11 protein-coding genes are annotated in these 18,196 nt (G+C 68.9%); 9 read left to right on the forward strand and 2 right to left on the reverse strand.

The window, feature by feature from the left end; all coding sequences use genetic code 11:
• Positions 1–36: 36 nt before the first annotated feature.
• The 6 genes from ACZ67Q_RS18710 (at position 37) to ACZ67Q_RS18735 (ending at position 12,949) form a co-directional block, all read left to right on the forward strand.
• Entirely contained in the window at positions 37–225 is a 189-nt protein-coding gene (locus ACZ67Q_RS18710) for a hypothetical protein (protein WP_471183131.1), read from the forward strand.
• Positions 226–419: 194 nt separating this feature from the next.
• Positions 420–5,186: a DEAD/DEAH box helicase gene (locus tag ACZ67Q_RS18715; RefSeq protein WP_471183133.1), complete on the forward strand. Its 4,767-nt coding sequence runs from the start codon at positions 420–422 to the stop codon at positions 5,184–5,186.
• Entirely contained in the window at positions 5,183–7,087 is a 1,905-nt protein-coding gene (locus tag ACZ67Q_RS18720; protein ID WP_471183136.1) for a UvrD-helicase domain-containing protein, read from the forward strand. Before ACZ67Q_RS18715 ends, ACZ67Q_RS18720 begins: the two co-directional genes overlap by 4 nt.
• Positions 7,084–10,317, forward strand: a complete 3,234-nt coding sequence (locus tag ACZ67Q_RS18725) for a helicase-related protein (protein WP_471183138.1) — start codon at positions 7,084–7,086, stop codon at positions 10,315–10,317. Before ACZ67Q_RS18720 ends, ACZ67Q_RS18725 begins: the two co-directional genes overlap by 4 nt.
• Positions 10,314–12,179: a DrmB family protein gene (gene drmB / locus ACZ67Q_RS18730; RefSeq protein WP_471183140.1), complete on the forward strand. Its 1,866-nt coding sequence runs from the start codon at positions 10,314–10,316 to the stop codon at positions 12,177–12,179. The genes ACZ67Q_RS18725 and drmB overlap by 4 nt, the downstream gene beginning before the upstream one ends.
• Positions 12,180–12,295: 116 nt before the next feature.
• Positions 12,296–12,949: an HAD family hydrolase gene (locus tag ACZ67Q_RS18735; protein ID WP_471183142.1), complete on the forward strand. Its 654-nt coding sequence runs from the start codon at positions 12,296–12,298 to the stop codon at positions 12,947–12,949.
• Here the strand turns inward: ACZ67Q_RS18735 and ACZ67Q_RS18740 are convergent.
• Positions 12,939–14,213: a transcriptional regulator gene (locus ACZ67Q_RS18740; protein WP_471183145.1), complete on the reverse strand. Its 1,275-nt coding sequence runs from the start codon at positions 14,211–14,213 to the stop codon at positions 12,939–12,941. The two genes, ACZ67Q_RS18735 and ACZ67Q_RS18740, sit on opposite strands and share 11 nt — an antisense overlap.
• Positions 14,214–14,504: 291 nt before the next feature.
• Between ACZ67Q_RS18740 and ACZ67Q_RS18745 the strand changes: the two genes are divergently transcribed.
• From ACZ67Q_RS18745 to tgmC, 3 genes are read left to right on the forward strand one after another with little or no spacing between them, the layout of a single operon-like run.
• Positions 14,505–15,188 carry a putative ATP-grasp-modified RiPP gene (locus tag ACZ67Q_RS18745; protein ID WP_471183148.1) on the forward strand — a complete coding sequence of 228 codons (684 nt, stop codon included), beginning with the start codon at positions 14,505–14,507 and terminating at the stop codon, positions 15,186–15,188.
• A 3-nt stretch (positions 15,189–15,191) separates the two neighbouring features.
• Complete coding sequence (gene tgmB, locus ACZ67Q_RS18750) at positions 15,192–16,190, forward strand: ATP-grasp ribosomal peptide maturase (protein WP_471183150.1); 999 nt, start codon at positions 15,192–15,194, stop codon at positions 16,188–16,190.
• Positions 16,168–17,370 (forward strand): ATP-grasp peptide maturase system methyltransferase, encoded by a 1,203-nt coding sequence (gene tgmC, locus ACZ67Q_RS18755; protein ID WP_471183153.1) that lies wholly within the window; start codon positions 16,168–16,170, stop codon positions 17,368–17,370. Before tgmB ends, tgmC begins: the two co-directional genes overlap by 23 nt.
• Here the strand turns inward: tgmC and ACZ67Q_RS18760 are convergent.
• The gene (locus ACZ67Q_RS18760; protein WP_471183155.1) at positions 17,356–18,153 is read right to left on the reverse strand and encodes an alpha/beta fold hydrolase; all 798 of its coding nucleotides are present in this window, start codon (positions 18,151–18,153) and stop codon (positions 17,356–17,358) included. The genes tgmC and ACZ67Q_RS18760 overlap by 15 nt on opposite strands.
• Positions 18,154–18,196: the final 43 nt, after the last annotated feature.

Consider the following 18,196-nt stretch of genomic DNA (forward strand, 5'->3'; position numbering starts at 1 on the left):
CGGCGACACCGAACAACGCGCCTGGGGGGCTCGAAGTTGGACGACAACGACGGTGGTTTCTTGCTGCTCTCGTACCGTGAGCGCAGCGCTTTGGAGTTGGACATTTTGCGGGCAACGAGCAGGGCCGAGGTGGCCGTCGTTCTTCACCGGCACGATGTGCCCGGGGACGACTTCGTCAAGGAGTTCCCGGGTTTGGCCAAGGTGGTCCAGCTGCTGCCGGACTAGGGGCCTTCGGAGTCGACGGCACCCGTCTGTCGAGCCTCGAAAGTCCCCCGTAGACGCGTCTTCGACTCGTGTGCGAGGACGCTCTCCATCGACCCCGGAACACGCCCGACTGTCACGGGCCGGCTTCGCATAAGCTCCTGCCGGCCCGTCCGTCGCCCACCTTTCCCCCCTCCATACCTCGGGAGCGCAGAGCAATGTCTTCCTCTTCCTCCGCAGTCGTCGAAACCGTTCTCGAACAGTCCGCCCGCGTCCTTCAGACCTATGCCGTGGACCCCGGCCTCGTGGCCGAACACGCCAATGGCGAACGCCGCATCACACAGGGCGGATACGGCGACCGACAGCTTTTCGAACTCGTCCAGAACGCAGCCGACGAAATCGCGGACCACCCCGGGGGGCGAGTCCACGTCGTCCTCACGGAAACGCATTTGTATTGCGCCAACGAGGGGAACCCGGTGACCCCGGAAGGCGCTGAGACGATTCTTCGAATGAGCATGTCGAAGAAGCGCGGCGGCCAGATCGGGCGTTTCGGGGTCGGTGTGAAATCGGTCCTCGTGGTCACCGACACGCCCGAATTCTTCAGCAGCACGGGGAGCTTCGGTTTCAATCGCGCCTGGTCCCACGAACAGATCAAGGCCGTGCCCGGTGTCACGGCCCGCTACGGCCCCGAATTCGACGCCCCCGTCCTGCGCATGGCCCGTCCGCTCGACAGGCAGGTGGAACGAGCCGCCGACCCGGTCCTGAACGAGCTGCTGAGCTGGGCTGTCACCGTGGTCCGACTGCCGCTGCTGCCAGGGTCCGACGAGCGGCTGGGCCGGGACATGCACGGCACGCGGAGCAAGGACCACGGCGAGCCGCGCGAGGAGTTCCCGGTCGGCTTCCAGTTGTTCTCGCCGCATGTGGGGAAGGTCGTGCTGGAGGACCGCCGGCCTCAGCCCGCGGTCCGACGGGTCCTGACCGCCCACCGGTCCGGCGACCTGCACACCGTGGTCGAGGAGCGCAACGACAAGGCCGCATCCACCGAGAAATGGCGCGTCTTCACGGTCATGCACGAGCCCGGTCCCGCGGCCCGTGCCGACGCCGGTGAGTTGCACGACCGCATCAGCCTCGATCTGTCGTGGGGCGTCCCCGCGCTGGAGAAGGACCCGGACAGCGGCCTGTACGTGAGCACGCGCTCGCGCGGTCGCGGCAGGTTCTGGTCCTTCTTCCCGACCAAGTACGAGATGTCGTTGAGCGGTGTCCTCAACGGCGCCTGGAAGACGAACGAGGACAGGCAGAACCTGCTCGACTCCTCGCCTTTCAACCAGGAGATGATCCGCACGTCGGCACAATTGGTCGTCGACTCCCTCCCTGCCCTGGTCCCCGCCGAGGACCCGGCCGCCTACCTGCCGTTGCTTCCGGGACGTGTGAAGGAGGCCATCAGCTGGGCCGACGAGTTCCTCACGCGTGAGATCTGGATGCGCGCCGGGCGCTGCCCGTCGCTGCCCGACCAGGACGGCGTTCTGCGGGTGCCCACCACGCTCCGTGTCCACCCCCGGCTCGACAAGGACCCGCGAAGGCTCACCCGTTGGCTCCGGATGTGGCACGAGTGCCCCGGACGCCCCTCCGACTGGCTCCACCCGAGCGTCGAGGCGGACGTTGTGCGCTCCGGAAAGGTCGAGCACATCCTCAGCGCGGCCGGACACGGTCGGGCCCAAGCCCGTGAGTGGCTGGAGGCCCTGGTCGAGAGCGGCACCCCGCAGGCGTCCGCGGTGGCCGTCCGGATCCTCGCCGACATGATCGAGCAGGGGTCCGTCTTCGCCGAGGAGGCCCGCAAGGCCCGCATCGTGCTCACCGAGGAACACGGCCTGGTCCCGCCGGTCCCCGGCAGGGTGTTCCGCCGGGTCGATCAGGACGGGCTGCGCGAGTCCACTGTGTACGTGGTGGCCGAGCTGGCGCAGGACCCCACCTTGGCGCACGCCCTGAACGTGCTGGGCATCCGGGAAGCCGACGCAGAGGGCCGATTCACCAGCGTGCTCGACCAGGGCTTCGACCATTATTCCGACGCCGACTGGCTGCGCTTCTGGGAGCTCTTCCGCCGTGCCGGAGTCCGACGGCTGACCCACAAGGTCGTGGAGCAGGTCACCGAGCCTCGCTCCGCGCTGCGGGTGCGAACCGCCGACCAAGGCTTCCGGCCGATCGAGGACTGCATGCTGCCCGGCCCCGTGGTCGACGCCGAGCGCGACCCGGCAGTGGCCGTCGACATGGACTTCCACTCCGACGACACCCCGTTCTTCGCCCAGGTCGGCCTGTCGGATCGACCGACCGTCGGGGTGAAGCCGCAGGAGGGCGAGGAGTGGTTCGAGGAGTACAGAACGGCCGTCCACGCCGCCTACGTGCGCACACTGAGCAACAGCGCTCCCCGGCCCGGCCTGAACCGGATCAAGGTCGAGGGGGCGCCGATCGCCGGATCGCTCCACCTCTTCCGCGCCCTGTCGCCGGAGTCCCGTGCCCGCTTCCTGAAGGTACTGCCCGACGACGCCGTGGTGACCAACTGGACCCGGCAGATCGGCGCCCAGACCGGCACACGCCAGGCTGTGACTTCGCCGATCCGGTGGATCCTGCTCAAGTACGGCACGGTGTCCACGTCGAAGGGTATCAAGCCCCTCACCGAGGCCGTGGGACCCGAGCTGGCTGCCTACCGCGACGTTCTGGCCGTCGCCGACATTTCCCTGGAGAAGGCCCGCAGACTGCGTCTGCCCACCACCGTCGACGAAGTGCCCGGTGACCGGTGGGAGGCGCTCCTCAAGGAGGTGTCCCGCAGCGAGGACGACGTGTTCGTCGGAACGACGTACGTGATGCTGACCCGGTTCGGCGCGGACTTCCCCGAAAACTCCTTGACTCGGTGCCGTGTCGGTGACGTGTGGGACACGCGCCCCGACGACGAGATCACGCTCGCCGTCGGCGATGTGGAGTACCGGGCCCTGCGTGCCGAGCAGGTGCCGGCCCTACTCGTCCCCACCGCCGGGGACGCGGAGCTGATGGCCGAGAAGTGGGGCATGCTCCGCTACGCCGACGTCATCAGCCGGGAGACCCGTGAGGTGCCGGACGGGGATCCCGTGCCGCTGGTGGAGTTGTTCCCCGCTCTGCGGCAACGCCTCAACACCGCCAACCGCAACACCATGGTGCAGCGGTGCACCGAACTGGAGGAGATCGTCCGCACGCCCAAGAAGGGCGCCCAGCCCTCTCCGCTGGACGCCGTGCGACAGGACGGCATCGTCAAGGTCCGGATGCCATTGGAACCGGAACCGATGCTGCGGCTGATCGACCGCGAGCTGGGCCTCGGTCTCGGTGCCGCCGGCTGCCGTTCGGTGCTGGAGCACCAGGAGCGCATGGCGCGGGACGGCGAACTGAAGGCCGCACAGCAGGCGGTGCGGGACGCCGGGGACGTGGTCGCCAAGATCGAGCTGCTGATCGGCGCGGACGCGCTCAGGGCCGGACTGCCCGAAGGGCTCATGGAGGCCGAGCTGCAGGCCCACGGAGGCGCCGAGCCCTCTCCACGCCGCATCGCCCAGATGGCGTTCAACGCGCACGGCGACGGTGTGCTCCAGCAGCACGCCAGGGACATCCAGGCGCGCTTCCCGAACGCTCCGGTGTCGTACGGGGGTTCCTCGGCGGCCATCGCGTTCGTCTCGGACCTGAGACTGCCGATCACGTTCGCAGGGTCCCGCACCCCGGCACCGCCGCCGTTCGAGACGGTCGAGGGCCCGCGGGACTTCCCCGGGCTGCACGGCTACCAGGAGGACCTGGTCCGCAACATCTCCACCATGCTCGACCGGCTGGCCCCACAGCGCGGCATGCTGTCGTTGCCCACCGGCGCCGGCAAGACGCGCGTCACCGCCGAGGCCGTGATCCGCTGGGTCAAGCGGGTCGGTGACCTCAAGGGACCGCTGCTTTGGATCGCGCAGACCGAGGAGCTGTGCGAGCAGGCCGTACAGAGCTGGAAGTTCGTGTGGAGCAAGGTCGGTGCGGAACGCCCGCTCACCGTCAGCCGCCTGTGGAGCAGCAACGAGGTCGGCGACGTCGTCGACCATCCCCATCTGGTGGTCGCCACCGACGCCAAACTGCAGAAGTGCCTGGGCACCGACCAGTACGCGTGGCTGCGCGATGCCTCTCTGGTGATCGTGGACGAGGCGCACACCGGAATCTCGCCGCGGTACACCGAGGTTCTGGGCCTGCTGGGGCTCACGCAGTACGAGACCCGGCGCCACCTGCTCGGTCTGACGGCCACGCCGTTCCGCAACACCAACGAGGAGGAGACCCGGCGACTGATCGGCCGCTTCGGCAACCGGCGGCTCGACGAGGGTGTCTTCCCGTCGGGAGACCCCTACAGCGATCTGCAGAAATGGGGCATGCTCGCACAGGTCGAGCACCGCACGCTGGAAGGCGGTCGGATCGAGCTGAGCCAGGACGAGCAGTCGTACTCCGAGCGCATGGCCATGCTGTCCCGTGCCGCCGAGCAGCGGCTGGCCGACGACCACGCGCGCAGCCGGCGCATCGTCGACTCGGTGGCCGTGCTGCCAGACGACTGGCCCACACTGCTGTTCGCAACCTCAGTGGATCACGCCAAGTACCTGGCGGCCATGCTCAACGACCGGGGTGTCCCGTCCGCCGCCGTCGACTCGACCACCAGCGCCCAGGACCGCCGTACGCGTATCGAGAATTTCCGTTCCGGCCGCATCCGCGTCCTCACCAATTACGGTGTTCTGACCCAGGGGTTCGACGCACCGTCGACACGCGTGGTCGTCGTGGCGCGGCCGGTTTTCAGCCGGAACGTCTACCAGCAGATGATCGGACGTGGTCTGCGCGGCCCGAAGAACGGCGGCAAGGACACCTGCCTGATCCTCAACGTCAGCGACAACATCGCCAACTTCGACACACAGCTCGCCTTCAACCAGTTCGAGCACCTCTGGAGCCGCAAGTGACCGACGTCTACCTCGACAGCCCTCCGCTCACCGACGAGCAGCGGGCTGTGGTCGAGCAGCCCTGGGACGCGCGTGTCCTGGTCACTGCGGGCGCCGGGGCGGGAAAGACGCACACACTGGTGCGCCGGCTGGACGCGCTGTGCGGTCACGAGGACCCTGACGAGGCGCTCGAGGCTGCGGAGATCCTGGTGCTCACTTTCTCCCGGGCGGCCGCCAGGGAGTTGCGCGAACGCATCGCGCGGCACGGGGAGCACGCCCGCCGGGTGCGTGCCCAGACCTTCGACGCGTGGGCCTACGGGGTGCTCCGTCAGGCGTATCCGGACGGGGAGTGGGCCGGCGCCACCTTCGAGGAGCGGATCCGGGCCGCCGCCGAGGCGGTCGAGAAGGGGGCGCTGGAGGCCGGCGACTCGGTGCCGCCCGCGCATGTGGTGATCGACGAGGTGCAGGACCTCCTGGGTGACCGCCGCGAACTGGTGGAGGCACTCCTCGACCGCTACCAGGACAGCTGCGGCTTCACGGTGGTGGGCGACGCCGCCCAGTCCGTCTACGGATTCCAGATCGAGGATCCGACGGAACGGAACGCCGAGATCGGCCGGTTCTTCGACTGGCTGCGGGCCTCGTTCCGCGACGACCTGGTCGAGCTGCGTCTCACCGAGAACTTCCGGGCCGTCACCCCGGAGGCCCGGATCGCCCTCGCCCACGGACCGAGGCTGCAGAAGGTCCGGGACGAGGAGGAGGCCGCCGGCTTGTACGAGGAGCTGCGTGACCTGCTCCTCGACCCGGTGAACGCCCACGGCGATCTGACCGACGAGTACACGCTGCAGGGTCTCCGGGATCTCGACGACTCCTGCGCCGTCCTCACCCGCGACAACCGGCAGGCCCTCGTGGTGTCGCGGCTGCTCCACACGGCCGGTGTCGAGCACCGGCTGCGCCGCCCCCTGGAGGAGCGGCCGGTGCCCGCCTGGGTGGCGGAGCTGCTGCGCCGTACCGAGGCGACCGGTCTGACCGAGGAACGGTTCCGGTCCCTGCTCGCGGAGATACCCCTCCCCCACGAACCGAACGCAGCGGCTCTGTGGACGGTGCTGCGGCGCGCCACTCGCTCGCCGGGGCGTACCGCGCTCGACCTCGACCGGCTGCGACGTCTCGTCGCCGACGGCCGGTTCCCCGACGAGGCTGCCGACCCGGAGACCGAGCGGATCGTCGTCTCCACCGTGCACCGGGCCAAGGGCCTGGAGTTCGACCGGGTGATTCTGCTGACCCCGCCGACGGTCGCCGAACTGCGCAAGCAGCACCAGGACGAACTGGACCTGCCCGCCGAGGCGCGGGCGCTGTACGTGGCGATGACGCGGGCACGTCACGATCTGTACCACATGGTCCCCCCCGAACTGCCGTTGTTCCGCAGGGTCGGTGGTCGCCGTGGCGGCCGTCAGTACATCGGTGGATGGCGGTCATACGACAGGTACGGCATCGTCGCCGAGGCGGGTGACGTGTGCCGGGACGATCCGCCCGGTCACCGCGACGACGCGACGACCACGCAGGCATACCTGCGGGGTCGGGTGGCCCCCGGGCACGAGGTGGTGCTGCGCAGACTCCACGACCTGCCGATGGGCGAGTACCAAAGCCCGCCGTACGCCCTGATCCACGACGGACGGGAGATCGGCGAGGCGTCGGAGCGGTTCCGGCAAGGGCTGTACCAGGTGCAGAAGGTGAAAAGCGGGTGGGACCCATGGTGGCCCGACGAGATTCACGGCCTGCGGATCGACACCCTGGAGACGGTGGCAGGCAGCGCGGCCGCGGGCGCGAACGCCGGGCTGGGCGACCGCGGGGTGTGGGTGGTGCCGCGGATCACCGGCATCGGGATGTTCCGGCGGGCCGAAGACGACGAGGAGCAGAGAGCATGACGGACGAGGCGGGTCGCCACTCCGAGCACTATCGAGTACGGGACGAGGAACTGCTCGTGGGGCTGCGCCGTGAGCTGTTCGGCCCTGGGGAGGACGCATCGCCGGATGAGCGGGCGGAGATCCTTACACAGGACGCACCGATCGACCGCTACCTGACGGGGGTGCTGTACCCGCGTACCACGAAGGAGCGGAAGGACGAGAACGCGGCCGAGTTGAACGGCCAGGACACCGCACCGCTGCTTGCCCGTGGAGATGCGGAGGAGTCGAGGGACGCCGAGGATCTCGGGTCTGCGGGGGACAAGCGGCCCTCGTCGATGGGTCTGACGTTCGCGGTCGACCCGGACACATGCGGCACGATCGTCGTCTCCACGCGCGCCGCGATCTACGTGCCGACCGACGCCGAGGGCAACCCGGTGCAGGCGCGACGGGCCGAGGCCCGGACGATGGCCGATCAGAGGGAGCGGTGGCACCGTCAGGAGCTCGATCTGCCGGACCAGCCGGTGGACGTGACGACACCGGCGTCCGACCTGCGCCTGGACCTGGACGGCAGGGCACAACTGCGCATCGTCGTCCGCCGGCCCGACCCCAAGGGCACGGTCGCGGTCACGGTGACCTTGGTCAACAAGCAGAAGGTCGGCGAGTGGGACCTCCAGGACGCATTCGCCCTGTTCCAATCCGGGCTGCGGGTCCGGGCCGCCGACGGCTCCAGCGCGATCGTCGAACGATCCGCTCCGTCTGCCGCCCACGATCCGGACATCGCCACCAGTCGTCTGCTGCACCGGCATGCCCCGACCTTCGCTGTCGGGCACGGATGTGCGGCCGCGTGGGACTGGGCGCCGTCCCAGATAGGAGTCTCAGAAGTACGTGAGGCAGCCGTTGCCGAGGTACGTACCGAGGTCGTGCCCAGCGTGGAGGTGCTGCTGACCGACTCCAACCCGGAGATCGACAGCTCGTCCCTGTCGATGCTGGGGCTCGCCGAGCAGCCCGACGCCGAAGTGCTGGCCGCGCTGAAGGCACTCGCCGACGGCTATGAAGACTGGATCGAGCGGAAAGCGGCGGAGGCGAACGATCTGGAGGGCCCCGACCACGAACCGGCACAGGACCAGGTGCGGGCCTGTCGTGAGGCACTCGGCCGTACCCGTGAGGGCATCGAACTGCTCGGTGAGAAGCCCGAGCTGATGCGGGCGTTCCGGCTCGCCAATCGCGCCATGGCCGACCAGCGAGCGCGCAGCGCCTGGGTGAAAGGGGGTCGCGTGGGCAGCCCTGACCCGTCCGCCGGCCGATGGCGGCCCTTCCAGATCGCGTTCCTGCTGCTGTGCCTGGCCGGCATCGACGATCCGCAGCACAAGGACCGGAAGATTTCCGACCTGTTGTGGTTCCCCACGGGTGGCGGCAAGACGGAGGCGTACCTCGGGTTGATCGCCTTCACGTCCTTCCTGCGCCGTATCCGCAAGGGGTCTCACGGCGGCGGTGTCACCGTCCTCATGCGCTACACGCTCCGGCTGCTCACTCTCCAGCAGTTCGAGCGTGCGGCTGCCCTGCTCTGCGCCATGGAGCGCATGCGTCGCGGCACACCCGAACTGGGCAAGGAGCCGTTCTCGATCGGCATGTGGGTGGGCCGCTCGGCCACGCCCAACACACTGGCCGTTGCCGCCGCCAGACTCGATGAACTGCGCGCAGACCTCGACAAGCGGCTCGCGACCGAGAACCCCGTTCAGTTGCATGCCTGTCCTTGGTGCGGTACGCGCCTGGACGCGAGGGACTACGAAGTCGACGACATCGCCAAGCGGATGCACGTCCGCTGCCCCGGCGAGGACTGCGAGTTCATCGACGGGCTGCCCGTCCACCTGGTCGACGAGGCGGTGTACGACGCTCGTCCGACCCTGGTGATCGCCACCGTCGACAAGTTCGCCTCGATGCCGTGGCGGCCCGCGACCTCCGCGCTGTTCAACCGCGACGACCCGGATGACGGAACCCCTCCCCCGGAGCTGATCGTCCAGGACGAACTCCACCTGATCTCCGGACCGCTGGGCACGCTCACCGGCCTGTACGAGACGGCGGTGGACGCCCTGGCCGACCGCCCCAAAGTGATCGCGTCCACAGCCACCATCCGTCGGGCCTCCGATCAAGGTCTTCACCTGTTCGACCGTGAGGTGCGCCAGTTCCCGCCCGCCGGTCTGGACGCGCGCGACTCCTGGTTCGCAGTGGAGACACCGCGCGACGAGAAGGCCAGCCGGCGCTACGTCGGTCTTCTGGCTCCCGGCACCAGCCAGTCGACGCTGCTGATCCGTACGTACGCCACATTGCTGCACCGGGCCCTGCACGCCGACACCGACGACAAGGTGCGCGATGCGTACTGGAGCCTTGTCGGCTACTTCAACAGCCTCCGTCTGCTGTCCGCAGCCGAGCTCCAGGTCCACGACGACGTCGTGGCCTACCTGGAGATCCTGGCCGCACGCGAGGGCGTGGCCGTACGGCAGGTCGCCAATTACTCGGAGTTGACGAGCCGTGTCGACGCCAGCGAGATCCCCGCGCGACTCAAAGGCATCGAGAAGCGGCTCCCCGACGAGGACGCCGTCGACGTCTTGCTCGCCACGAACATGATCGCCGTCGGTGTCGACGTGGACCGGCTCGGTCTGATGGCCGTGATGGGCCAACCGCAGACGACCGCCGAGTACATCCAGGCGACGAGCCGCGTCGGGCGTGCCCATCCCGGGTTGGTCGCCGTCATGCTGAACTCCGCGCGTGCCCGGGACCGTTCGCACTACGAGAACTTCCAGCACTACCACTCGGCGCTCTATCGCGAGGTCGAGTCCACGTCCGTGACGCCGTTCTCCGCCCGCTCCCGCGAGCGGGGCCTCCACGCCGTGATCGTCGCTCTCGCCCGCATCCTTGTCCCGCAGGCGCGCCCGAACGAAGGGGCCGGCCGGGTCGAGGAGTACGCGGACACTCTGCGCGGGCCGATCAAGAAGCTGCTATCGCAGCGTGTCTTCGCGGTCAGCCCGGAGGAGGCGCGCAACGTGGAGAAGGAGTTCGACGAGTTCGTCGGCTGGTGGCGCAAAGAGGCCGACATCCACAATCAGTTGCTCTTCGAACCGCAGAAGGGCAGCCGAGCGCCCGCGATCCTGAAGCCCTTCGACGATGCACCCGACGTCAATGCGTATCCCACCCTGTGGAGTCTGCGCGACGTCGACGCCGAGTCCGCCCTGTTCCTGGAGGGAAACCGATGACCCCGCCGCCCGCGAGACGCCGCCGGACCGGAGCGAGAGGCAACGCACCCGCCCACAACCTGCTGCGCCGCGGCGCGGTCCGGCGGGCTCAGGTGATCACCACGTACGGCATCGGCTCGCTCATCGCCGTCGATCACGAGTCGTTCATCGTCTCGGGGCTGGACGATGCCGACAAGAGCTGGAGCGACCATGAGGCGCCCCGCATCCACGAACGGCGTCTGGAGCGACTGCTCGGAGTCGATCACTTCCGGCTGCCGCCGGCCTCCGACGACGCCAGCACCGACGGTCTTCGCGTGCGTCGCTTCCCCCTGATGCATTCCTGCCCCGAATGCAATGAACTGCAGCGGCACCGGGACTTCGCTCCTCCGCCCGGTCGCAGCGTCTGCGGCGCGTGCGAGGTGGATCTGGTCCCCTCCCGTTTCGTCGTCGCCTGCGAGGCGGGTCATCTCGACGAGTTCCCCTACTGGCAGTGGGTGCACCGCTCGACCGACCGGGGATCGGGCGTCTCGGGCAGGTGCGGTGGGAAGCTCAGGCTGCGCACGTCCGGGCGTACTTCCTCGCTCCGCTCGATCCTCATCTCCTGCACGTGCGGGAAGGTGCCCGAGGTCTCGATGGAGGGTTCGTTCCGCAGGAGCGCGCTGAAGGATCTCGGTCTCACCTGCCGGGGCACTCGCCCCTGGCTCGGCAGCGCCGCCACGGCCGACACGTGCGGACGCCCTATGCGCACGCTTCAGCGAGGTTCGTCCTCGGTGTGGCAGCCGGTGGTGAAGTCGGCCCTCTCCATTCCGCCGTGGAGCAGTGGGCGAGCGGACCCGCTCGCCGGTCACTGGGAAATGCTCAGGGAATACGAGAGCCGCAGGGAAGTCGAGATCCATCTGCGCGGCGTCTTCCGTAACGAGCCGTGGCCCCTCTCATTGGACGAGGTGATGACCCTGCTCGATGCGGAACGCGAGGAAGAGGCCGAAGCCGGTGCGGAGCCGTCCTTCGACCGCCGTTACCGCGCCCTGCGCAACAAAGAGTACGAGCGGCTTCGCGCTGGCAACGACGGCAGCGAGCACACCAGGAACGAGGAGTTCGTGTGCGAGTCACCGCTCGGTGACGGCAGCATGCTCGCACCGCTGGGCGTCACAGGGCCGATGCTGGTGAAGAAGCTCCGTGAGGTGCGGGCACTGAAGGGCTTCACCCGGCTCGTCGACGCCGAGTCGACGGCGGACGCGAGGGAAATGCCGCTTGCCGACGACAAGGATCTGCGCTGGCTGCCGGCCGTGGAGGTACGCGGAGAGGGCGTCTTCCTGCGGCTCGACGAGGAACGTCTCGGCGCGTGGGAGAAGGCGCCCGCTGTCGCGGCGCGGGCGGAGCGCATGCGGACGACCCACCAGCGGATCCTGGACCAGCGGGCCAACGACCCTGCGCGGGCCGTCGACTCCCCGGCTTCCCCGCGCATGGTGTTGCTGCACACCCTGGCGCACGTGCTGATCAACGAGTGGAGTCTCGATGCGGGATACCCGGCGGCCTCTCTGCGCGAGCGGCTGTACGCCGACGGTCACATGGCGGGCCTGCTCGTGTACACGGCGACCAGCGACTCGGAGGGCAGCCTCGGCGGCCTCGTGGCGCAGGGCGAACCGAAGCGCCTCGCCGAAGCGCTCCGTTCGGCCCTTCGCCGCGCCGAGTGGTGCTCCTCGGACCCGCTCTGCTTCGAGGCCGAGGCGTCGAGTACCACCGGCGCCAACCTCGCGGCCTGCCATGCCTGCGTGATGCTCCCGGAGACGAGCTGCGAGCACAACAACATCCTGCTCGACCGCGCGCTGCTCGTCGGTGCACCAGGAACCCCCGAGGTGGGATTCTTCGAGCACCTCAAGTGATGACCGGGTCCCCTACGGCCAGGTCAGCTTCGGTTTGCCCCAGGCTGCCGTCACACGCACGAGTATCGGATCTCGGGCATCTCTCGCGGTGAGGATGCCTCCGATACCCTCCCCCCATGATTCACGCAGTCATCTTCGACGTAGGTGAGTGTCTCGTGGACGAGACCCGGGAGTACGGCACTTGGGCCGACTGGCTCGGCGTCCCCCGGCACACGTTCCACGCGATGTTCGGGGCCGTGATCGCGCAGGGGCGGGACTACCGGGAGACGTTCCAGGAGTTCCGGCCGGGTTTCGACCTGTACGAGGAGCGGGAGAGGCGGGCCGCCGCCGGGCAGCCGGAGACGTTCGGGGAAGAGGACCTGTACTCCGACGTCCGGCCTGCGCTGCGGCGGCTCCGGGACGGAGGGTTGTGGCTCGGTATCGCGGGCAACCAGACGGTGCGCGCCGGTCGGATCCTGCGGGAGCTGTTCGCGGACGATGTCGACCTGATCGGCACCTCGGACGACTGGGGGGCGAGCAAGCCGGACCTGGAGTTCTTCAAGCGGGTCGCCGACGCCGTCCCGTTCGGGACGGACGAGATTCTGTACGTCGGAGACCGGTGCGACAACGACATCCGGCCCGCCGGCGAGGCCGGGATGCGCACCGCGCTCGTGCATCGCGGGCCCTGGGCCACGATCCAGTGGAACAGCGCTCAAGCCAGGGAACTGCCGACCTTCCGCGTCGAGAGCCTGGCCGAACTGGCGGACCTGATCCGCGACTTCAACGGCTGAGGGCGCTCACCGTGGTGGACCAGTTGTAGAGGCGGTCATCGAGGTCGCGGACGCAGTGTTCGTGCTGGTGCGGGGCGAGGGCGCGGCGGACCTCCCGTACCCGGTCCATGCCGGTGGCGTACCAGGTGGCGGCCAATTGGTCGAGGGCCCGGCTCGCGTAGGCGCAGGCCTCCTCCGGCCTGCCGGCGGCCGCCTCCACCGCCGCGAGGTCGCCGTAGACCACCGAGCGCTGCTTGCCCTCCGACGGCATCAGCGCGTCAAGGGCGGACAGCAGGGTCTCACGGGCCTGCGGAAGGTGGCCGGCGATCAGTTGCGTGTTGCCTTTGAAGGCCGCCAGGCGGGCCGGAGAGAACCAGTCCATCCACTCCGGTGACGGATGCTCTGTACCGGCCGCCAGGACGTCCTCCGCGTGCCTGATCAGGTTGAGTGCCGTGCGGGTGTTGCCGCAACGCGTCTCGCACTCGGCTTCCACCGCGTCCAGCCATGCCAGGAACTCCGCCGAGGCAGAGGCACGGCGGGCGTAGGTGCGGGACGCGATCATGCGCTCGCCGACGGCTTCGCGGTCGCCCACCCATCCCGGGACGAATGCCATGTGCGCGATGATCGCCGCGCCCAGCAGCGGGTCGTCCGCCTCGCCGGCGGCCTGCAGGGCCAGGACGAGTGTGTGGTTGGCCGTGTCGGGGTCGCTGAGGTCGAAGAACTCGATACGGCCCGCGAGGAGGTAGGTCTCCGCGAGCGCCGTCGCGATCGTACGGCGGGTACCGTCCGCCGATTCCGGGAGCAAGCGGCAACCGAGCGTCGCATGGGCGAGGACGGCGGGATGCAGCGTCGTCGGAGCCACCGACCAGTAGAGACGACGATGGGAACGAGTCACCGCCAGGTAGTCGGCGCCGGCGGTGGCCGGTTGCAGTGCCGCCACACTTCGCCCCGATGCCACGGACGGGACGGCAACGGCCGCCGCGCCCGAAACGGCTACTCGGGGTGAACGGTCGGGCGTCGGACCCGCGGTGCCCCAGGGGGGCTTGAAGCCCAGGTCTTCCATACTCTGGCCGAGCAAATGGACGAGGACGCGCTGGCAGTCCGGCTGTGGCCAAGGCGGATTCTCGGACTCCCACCGACGGACCTGCCGGACCCCTACGGAAAGCCCCCGGATGCCGAGGTGCCGCGCGTGCTCGGTGAGCGCGTCGGCCAGATCCTGTTGCGAGTTGAAGCCGGCTGCCACGCGTGCGGCCTTCAGCCGGACGTTCCCTGCCGGTCGGGACACGGCGCACCTCCTGATGACGGCTACTCCCAACCCTCCCACAGGACGTCCGCTCTATGTCGGCCCTTCACTCTCCGGGTATCAACTCCGTCCCTTGTGCGTCCTCTTGAGGTCCTTCAGAGGTCCTCGTATGCGACACGCCTTTGCTCGACGCTAAGTGCCGTCACTGAACGTGGAGCGACGGGAGGCGTCCTCGTGTACACCCAGAGTGCTTTGGACAGGCCGATTGCGGAGTGGCTCGCCCGGGCCGATCCGGCACCGGAACGGCCCCGAAGGGAGTGGGAGACTCAGGGCGTGGCCTTGCTGCCCCTCGGCGAGCGGTTCGCAGCAGTGCGCATGGCAGCCGAGGTCGTCCACGCCGGCGTGGGAAGCCGACGGGAGGGCGAAGTGGCCGTGGCGCTCGGCGAGTTACTGGGCGGTGCGATCATCCACGACACCAGGTGCTCTGGCGGGACCTACTACGCCCTCATCCCGGCCCGTGCGGCACTCACCTGGCCCCATGACCGCGTCACCGGGTGCCTGGGAAGCGGCACCTATCTCGGCGTGCCGCGGCCCGATCGGCAGCAGCCTCCCGGAACGTACTGGATGGTTCCGCTCCGCTACGAGGGCGACTTGTGCGCCCCGGACTCGGTCGTCGCCCTCGTGGAGACCGGCCGGTCGCGTCTGGCCGAGCCAGACGGCCGTCACGCCGACTCCGGCGAGAAGTACCGCACGGACGTGACGGCCGGCCACATGCCGTGGGCCCTACGTCTTGTGTCCGATCGGCTTCCGATCTCTCCTGCCGCGTACGCCACGGTGGTACTGGACTCGGTCACCCAGACCGCCCGCTACACGGACGCGTCAGGTGACGTCGTGGAGATGGGAAAGCACGGAACGTCCCGGACAACCGGTACCGCCTCGGTTTCCGGTGGCGGTGACGGGCAGACGCCTCAACCACAGACGCAGGACGACAGCACCACGGACTACGAGTCGGACTGATCGATGAGCCCGACCGTACTCGTCCTCACATCACTCGAGGACGTCACTGCCGACCTGGTCGTCGAGGCCGTGAACGCGCGAGCGGTGCCGGTCGTACGCGCCGACCCGGCGGACATCGGCCACGAGCTCGCCTTCGGGTTTCACATCGGACCGGGCAGGCATCAGTGGAGCGGATGGCTGCGAACGGTGACCCGGAGGGTGGAACCCGGAGAGGTCGGTGCGGTCTACTGGCGTCGACCCACCCCCTATGCGACCCGGTTCGCCCAGCTGCCGGCTCAGCAGCGGGACTTCGCATCCGCCGAGGCACGGCATGGGCTCGATGGTGTGCTCAACAACCTGAGCACCGCTCTGTACGTCAACCATCCTCACGCGATCGCACGGGCCGACTTCAAGCCGGCCCAGTTGCAGAGATTCACGGAGCTCGGGCTGCGAATTCCGCCGACCCTCATCACCAACGACATGGGCGCCGCACGAGATTTCGCCGACTGCCATGAGCGGGTGGTCTACAAGACCTTCCGTGGCCTTCCTCAGTGCGAGAGCGGGCAGGCCGGCGCCATCTGGACTCAGCGCATCGATCCAGAAACCTTCGACGATTCGCTCAGGGCGACCGCGCACCTGTTTCAGGCCGAGGTCCCGAAGACCGCTGACGTTCGGGTGACCGTTGTCGGCGATCGCATCTTCGCTCACCGGATCACCACCCCGAGCCGGGACCTCGACTGGCGTCGTGGCGACTGGAACGAACTCATGCACTCCCCTGTCGCCGTGCCCGCCTCGATCGAAGAGGCGCTGCTCGACTATCTGGCCTCCTTCGGCCTCGTCTTCGGCTGCTTCGACTTCGCGATCACCGGTGAAGGGGAGGACTCCACGGACTGGTGGGCCATCGAGTGCAATCCGAACGGGCAGTGGGGGTGGCTCCCGGACGCCCCCACCATCGCCGAGACGTTCGCCGACATTTTGACCTTGAAAGGAGGCGGTGGCAGTGACCTTGCCCGTCGACCCTGAGATCGACGCGGTGCCCATGCGGGCGGCGATGTCGAAGACTCTGGCCCAGGAGGGTCTTCTGGACGACACCGGGTGGCGGACCGCAGTGGCCACCGTGCCCCGGCACCGTTTTGTGGAGGGTTTCTACCTTCCCGCCGACGGTCGGGACGGGAATGGACTGACGGTCTGGGAGCCCATCACAGCGGATCGCGCCTACGGACGGTGGCTGTCCGCCGCCTACTCCGACACAACGCTGATCACGCAGTTCGACGGCGAGGAGCCCGACTGGCAGAACCCCGCCGTCCGCCACGGCGGGTCACCCACTTCTTCGTCCACGATGCCGTCGCTCGTCGTACGCATGTGGGTGGACGCCGAGATCGAGGAAGGGCACACGGTACTGGAGATCGGCACCGGGACCGGCTACTCCACCGCGCTCGCCTGCGAACGTATCGGCTCCTCGCACGTCACCAGTATCGAGGTCGACCCCCGACGGCTCGAGGCCGCCGCCCGCACGCTGCACGACTGTGGGTACGCGCCGACGCTGGCCGCCGCGGACGGACTCCACGGGTACTGGCCGGAAGCCTGGTTCGACCGGGTTGTCACCGCCTGCTCCTTCCGCGGGGTGCCTCCGAGCCTGGTGAGGCAGACCCGGCCCGGTGGGAAGCTCCTTCTCAATCTGTCCGGCTGGCTCTACGGCCATGCCCGTGTCCTGCTCACGGTCGCCGAGGACGGCAGCGCTGAAGGTCCACTGTTGCCGGGCACCATCTCGTTCATGTCCGTCCGGGCGCACGCGGCACCGGCGTTCGGGAATCCCGGTGACTGGGCCGCGGGCCTCTCCCAGGAGCCCCGCCGTGCTCGGTATGCTCCCGCGGTCATCACGGAGGCGACTGCGAGCGCCTTTCATCTGCGCTTCCTCGCCCAGGCTGCTGTTCCGGACGCCCAGTTGACCGTTCTCGATGGCGTGCACTACCTCATCGACGTGGTCAGCGGCTCCGCCGCCGCGTTGTCCTTGTCCGGCGGCGCCTGGGACGTAAGGGAGGGCGGACCGGTGAAGTTGTGGGAGCGCGTGGAACGCGTCATCGACCTCTTCGAGGCCGCCGGTCGTCCCGGGCCGGAAGAGTTCAGTCTTCGTGTCGACGGTGCCGGGCGGCAACTCCTGCTGCACCCACGAATGCCCGACCTCCCGCTACAGGGAACGTGATCCGCGCATGAAGGACGTTATCGTCTCGTGCACCGCCCCCGGCGCGTCCAGATGCACGTCATGTCCCGCCCCCGCGACCACCTCCACCCGTGTCCCCGGGCGGCGGGTCTGCATCTCCTGGGCCTCCTCGGGGCGCATCGTGCCCTTTTCGCCCCGCAGGACCAGCGTCGGGCAAGTGATCCGGGACCAGTCCGACCAGTAGTTCTTCGTGGCCAGTTCCTGGACCGCTGCGATCATCGTGTCGCGGTCCACGCGGGCGTGGAGGCCGTCCTCCCGTTCCTCCAGACCCCGCGCCCACGCCTCGTGGCCGAAAAAGGTCGTTGCCGACGACACGGTGGGGAACGGGGTCGGCCAGCCATCCAGCCAGGCGGCTATGTCGGCCGGGAGGGACGGGTTGGCGCATGCCGGGCCCGCCTCGATCAGGGTCAGGTGGGCGACCAGGGTGGGGTGGCGGGACGCCAGGAGTAGGGCGGTGAGGCCGCCCAGGGACTGGCCGATCAGGGACACCGGGGGCAGCGACAGGTGGTCGATCAAGGTCGCCGTGTCCGTGATCGCCGCCGCTCTCGTCATGTCCGCCGGGGTGCGGGTGCTCGCGCCGTGGCCTCGGGCGTCGTAGCGGATCACTCTGTGGCCGTCGGCGAGGAGGCGGGCGGTCAGGTCGTCCCATTCGCCCATGTGGCCCGCCAGGCCATGGAGGAGGACGATCGGCGGGCCCGGCGGGTCTGCCGGGCCCTGGTCGTCGTAGGCGATGGCGGTGCCGTCCGGGGTCGTCACATAGCGCACACGGCAGTGTTGGTCGCGACACCCGGTCGGCGCCAGTCCGTTT

The organism is Streptomyces sp. NPDC036813 (assembly GCF_055609245.1).